This is a genomic window from Streptomyces mexicanus (assembly GCF_902506575.1).
Taxonomy (GTDB): Bacteria; Actinomycetota; Actinomycetes; order Streptomycetales; family Streptomycetaceae; genus Streptomyces; species Streptomyces mexicanus.
In genome coordinates this window covers 1-4,540 of sequence record NZ_LR732576.1, presented here as the reverse complement: position 1 = coordinate 4,540, position 4,540 = coordinate 1, and the positions used below count along the sequence as shown (strand labels likewise).

The 4,540-nt window shown below is 70.6% G+C and carries 1 protein-coding gene and 1 pseudogene; one reads left to right on the top strand and one right to left on the bottom strand.

Features of this window, described 5'->3' with window-relative positions:
- A pseudogene (locus tag GV126_RS32545) lies at positions 1–240 on the top strand (hypothetical protein); the annotation flags it as partial.
- A gap of 516 nt (positions 241–756) precedes the next feature.
- Here the strand turns inward: GV126_RS32545 and GV126_RS32540 are convergent.
- Positions 757–3,831, bottom strand: a complete 3,075-nt coding sequence (locus GV126_RS32540) for an alpha-L-rhamnosidase-related protein (RefSeq protein ID WP_159674570.1) — start codon at positions 3,829–3,831, stop codon at positions 757–759.
- Positions 3,832–4,540 lie beyond the last annotated feature (709 nt).

Genomic DNA, 4,540 nt, shown 5'->3' with positions numbered 1-4,540 from the left:
AGCTTCAACATCCGCAACGACAGCCGTAAGACCGTCGAGGTGTTCCGCGGCGCCACCTGCGACAACGGCGCCCCCATCGCCACCGTCGGCCCGCACAGCACCAGCAACGGCGTCAACCCGGGCAAGAGCCACTCCGTCAAGGTCAGGGACGGCGTGCTCGCCAGCTTCCGCATCGTCCACGACCGCGACCACGACGACCGGGACGACAAGGGCGGCAAGGGCGACCGGGACGACGACTGATCACAGCAGCGGCACCGACCGCGTGTGATCCCCCGTGTGCGACCCCACCGTGTGTGATCCGAAAGATGTAGAACCCGGCCCGCCGTAATCGGGCCGGGATCCTACAAGCAGGCGCACGACGCGAAACCCCGGCCCGCCGTAATCGGGCCGGGGTTCTGCGTCCGGGCACCCGCCCCGTGCACGTCCCTCCGGGACGCTCACCGTCGGCCGCTGCCCTGGGAGAACCCACGCGCCTGTCCCTCCATGCTAGGGACCGACAGCGGCTCCGGCGAGCTTCCCCCGGCTGTCGTCCCCGTGCGCCGCGGTCTCCTCCGCGGGCCCCGTCACCGGGCAATTCCCACTGCTGCGCCTTCGGTTGGCACCTGCGCGGCCGCGCCGATCAGAGCGCGGCCCACCACCCATCGGCCGCACCCGAACGGGTGACATCGGCGCGGTCGGCGCACTCCCCCGCCCGGCGCCGCCCGCTCGGTGCCGCCAGTGCTCAGCCGCCTGTGCTGGACCGCGCACCCGGCTCCCTCATGTCGCCGGTGCCGCGTGGAAGCCGGTGCGGCCGGATCCGACCCGGTACAGGGCCCTGCCGTCCTGGGTGCCGAGGTACCTGGCCCGCCCGGTCACGTGGTAGGTGCCGTCGGCGACGGCGGGCAGGGCGACCGTCGCGGTGACGTTCACCGGGATGTCGACTTCGGTGGTCACGCCGTACCGGCCGCGACGCCAGTCGACGCCGACCGTGCCGCGCTCGGTCCACTGGGTTCCGGAGGCGGCCGCCAGGCCCTTGTCCGCCGGGGCGATGCGGACCGTGCCGGCGCCGGGTGAGGTGACGGTCAGCCCGAGGACTCCTTCGAGGATGCCCGTGATCCCGGCGCCGCCCCAGCCGTGCGAGAAACTCTCGCTGCTGCTCTGTGAAACGTCCGGGCCGGTGCAGGCGGAGTCGGCGCACCCGGGTGTCCACTGCTCCCACAGGAAGGTGCCGCCCTCGGCGAGCACCTGGGCCGGTCCGTCGTGGGCGGAGTCGGTCAGGATCTTGACCAAGGTGTCCGGGCGGTCGGTGATGCGCAGCGCGTCCAGCAGCGTGCGCAGGGTCATCGGGCCCTGCCGCATGCCCAGCTTCGTGATGCGGTCGCCCAGCACGCCGTACTCCGACGGGTCCGCGACGCCGTAGGCGACGGGGAAGGACTGCGCGTGCTCGCCGGAGTGGTCGATCCGGGTGCCCGACGCGGTCAGGCCGTCGGACCAGGCGCCCGTGGCCGGGTCCCGCAACTGCGCGCGCATCGCCGCGGTGAGGTGGTCGGCGCGGTCGTCGTACGTGCTCCGGGTGGTGTCGTCGCCGAGTGCCTGAGCCGCCTGCGCGACCGAGCGCAGCGCGCCCACACCGAGCGCGTTGACGACCGTTCTGTCGACGTTGCCGGTGGTGACGTAGCCGTAGCGCATGGGGGCGGGCCAGTCGATGATGCCGTACTGGTAGGCGCCGCTGCCGCCCGGCAGGTCGGCGACCAGTCCGCGGCTGTCGACGGCCGCCCAGATGTAGTCGGCGACGTTCTTCATCACCGGCAGGGCCTGGCGCAGGAGTTCCGTGTCGCCCGTGGTCCGGTAGTAGCGCAGCACCCACTCGGGGAACATCTCGGTGTAGTCGGGGATGTCCCGTTTGGCATCTCCGTTGGGGTAGACGGAGTTCAGGGCGCCGTTGTCCCAGTACCGGGTCTGGGAGTTCATGAACGCGACGATCGCCTGACGGGTCAGGCTGCGCTCGCCGGACGCGGCCATCGTGGCGAACGACTCGTCGACGCTGTCACCGAGGAACTGCCCCTTCTCACGGGTGGGGGTGTCCAGGAAGACGTTCTGCGCGGACTGCAGGGCCGAGCGCTGCATCAGGGAGAAGACGGCGTCCAGGGTGGGGTCGCTGCTGGAGAAGGTGGCCGGGTGGGCGGCGTCGGTGTGCTGCACCACGGCGCTGATGTCATCCGCCGTCAGATCCTCGCCGGGGTCGCTGATCTGCAGGTAGCGCCAGCCCCAGTAGGTGAAGGGCCGCGCGGTCTGCGCACCGTTCTTCTCGGTGTAGAAGAACCGCATGTCGCTGCCCTGGGTGTCCAGCTTCGAGGTGCCGGCACGGGAGTTCTCCACCCAGCTGCCCGCGGCGTGGTCCCGGCGCAGCGGAGCGTCCAGGGCCACCGTGGCGCCGTCCACCGTCCGGACGGTGTGTGTCTCGGGGTGGCCCGCCCCGTATCCGTCGGCCGGGGCGTCGACGGTGATCCGGTCGCCCGCGTGGACATGGCCGGCGGTGGCCAGGGCGAGGGTGGTGGCACCGGCCGGGACCGCCGCCGTCAGGGTGCTGTTGGTGCGCCGGTAGCTCGTGGTGAACGTCAACTGCCGCCCTGCGACGCCCTGGTGCAGCCGCACCGAGGGGACGGCCGAGGAGACCTTGCCGAAGTCGGCGAAGACGGTGCCGTCGGGCAGGTGGAGCAGGGAGACGGGATGGATCACCTGCTGCGTCAGGTGGGCCTGCAGCGCCGAGAGGTGCGTGAAGGCGCAGGGTGAGGAACCACCCTCGTAGGAGGAGCAGTTGGCGGGGTCGGGGCGTGGGTGCGCGCCGATGACGGTGGCCTGCGACCAGGCGCTGTCGTCATAGCCCGCGGTGTCCCAGCCGGTCAACTCCGCCCGGGCGTCGTAGTACTCGACGCGGTCGCCGGAGTCGCTGTTGCGGTAGGTGAGGGTGTCGACGCGCTGCGGGTCGTAACGGTGCACTTTCCAGGAACCGTCGGACACCATCACATCGCGGCTGCCGTCCTCGTGGTCCACGACGACCTTCACGAGCAGGCCCTCGGGGCCTTCGGGGCTGCTCGGCCCGTCGGCACGCCCCTGGCACCTGCAGGACCAGTAGTGGGTGAGGACGCCGACCGGCAGTTCCCGCCCCGCGCGCACGCCCGGGAGCGAGGCCACGTCGTAGAAACCTTCACCGGCGTACTCGTAGGACGAACTGCGCTGTACGACACGGCCGGCGACGTCGACCTGCCAGTCCCCCTGGGCGGCGACGTAGACACGGGCGCCGGTCACCGGGCTGACCGCGGAGACCTTCATGACCTTGCGGGCTGCCGTCCACTGGTTGCCGGCGTCGTTACCGGTGGCGGGCCGCCGGATCCACTGGGCACCCGACCAGTCCCGGTCGCCCAGGCCGGTGGTGAAGGCGGCGGGCGAGGCGTACGCGGACGCCTTGCCGGCACGGTCCCACGTCCGCACCGTCCACGTGTAGGGGGTGCCGGGCCGCAGCGCACCGCCTGCGTAGGAGACCCAGGACTGCTCCGCTCCGGGCACCTTCCCACTGTCCCAGACCGTGCGACCGTCCCCGTCGCGCACGACCAATTCGTAAGCGGTCTGCACCTCGCCGGCGTCGGTGTCCCGCGGCAGCCAGCCGAACCGCGGCGGGCCGTCCACGGCGAGCGGATCGACGCGGTCCCCCACCGTCAGTCCGGTCGGTGCCTTCGGTGCGTGATCGGTTCCTGCCCGATCCGCGAACGCCGGGGGCACGGCGGCCAGGGACAGCCCGAGGGCCGACACCACCACCCCCAGCCGCCGCAGCGGCCATGTCCGCACTCTCATGCTCCACCCCTCGCGCATCTCGTGGTCCACCCCTCGCCGAAGGATTTTGAACATTTCAATTCGAGGATCGAGGCCAGTGCGCACGTCGAGATCACTGTTTCAGAGCTCTTGCAGTGACCTCGACAGATAAGGAGACAGGCGGACTGACGAGTGAATTGAAACGTATTAATTCGACTGCCGAGTGGAGACTAGGGAGCGGCCGAGTCGGTGTCAACGGTCGCGGCACGGGACTGCGGAGGGGCACAGGCGGACGCGGCGTCAGGACCGCCTCGCGGAACGATGAGAGTCGCCATGTCAAGCAGCGACGCGCCGACGTTTCCCGGCGGGCCGATGCCTCGACAGGTGAGCGGGTGTCAGAAGATCACACTGTCGGCCCAATAGTCATTCAATCCTTCCGGTCCGGACGCGAGTTGACGTCACGTCAGTTCTTCCGAGGTGGGCCCGCAGCGCTCCCGGGTACCTCGTTCGGCCCTGCCCGGTCAGCCCTTCCCCTTCGTCCGAAATGACAGCTTCGGGGGGCCTGAGTACGTTCAATCACACGTCGGCTGTCACAGCCGGCCACTCTCTGGTTCCAAGACAGGAGAAGCAGCACCATGTTCAAGACCCGTTCCCACGCGATCACCGCGGGCATCGCGGCCGCCGCGGCACTGACCGCGACCGGCATCACCTACGCCACCGCCGCCCATGGGGGCCTGCTGGACGGCGACAG

What these genes read in the sequence shown, in the direction of transcription:
- GV126_RS32540 (WP_159674570.1), bottom strand. Translation starts at nt 3,831, where the DNA reads ATGAGAGTGCGGACATGGCCGCTGCGGCGGCTGGGGGTGGTGGTGTCG.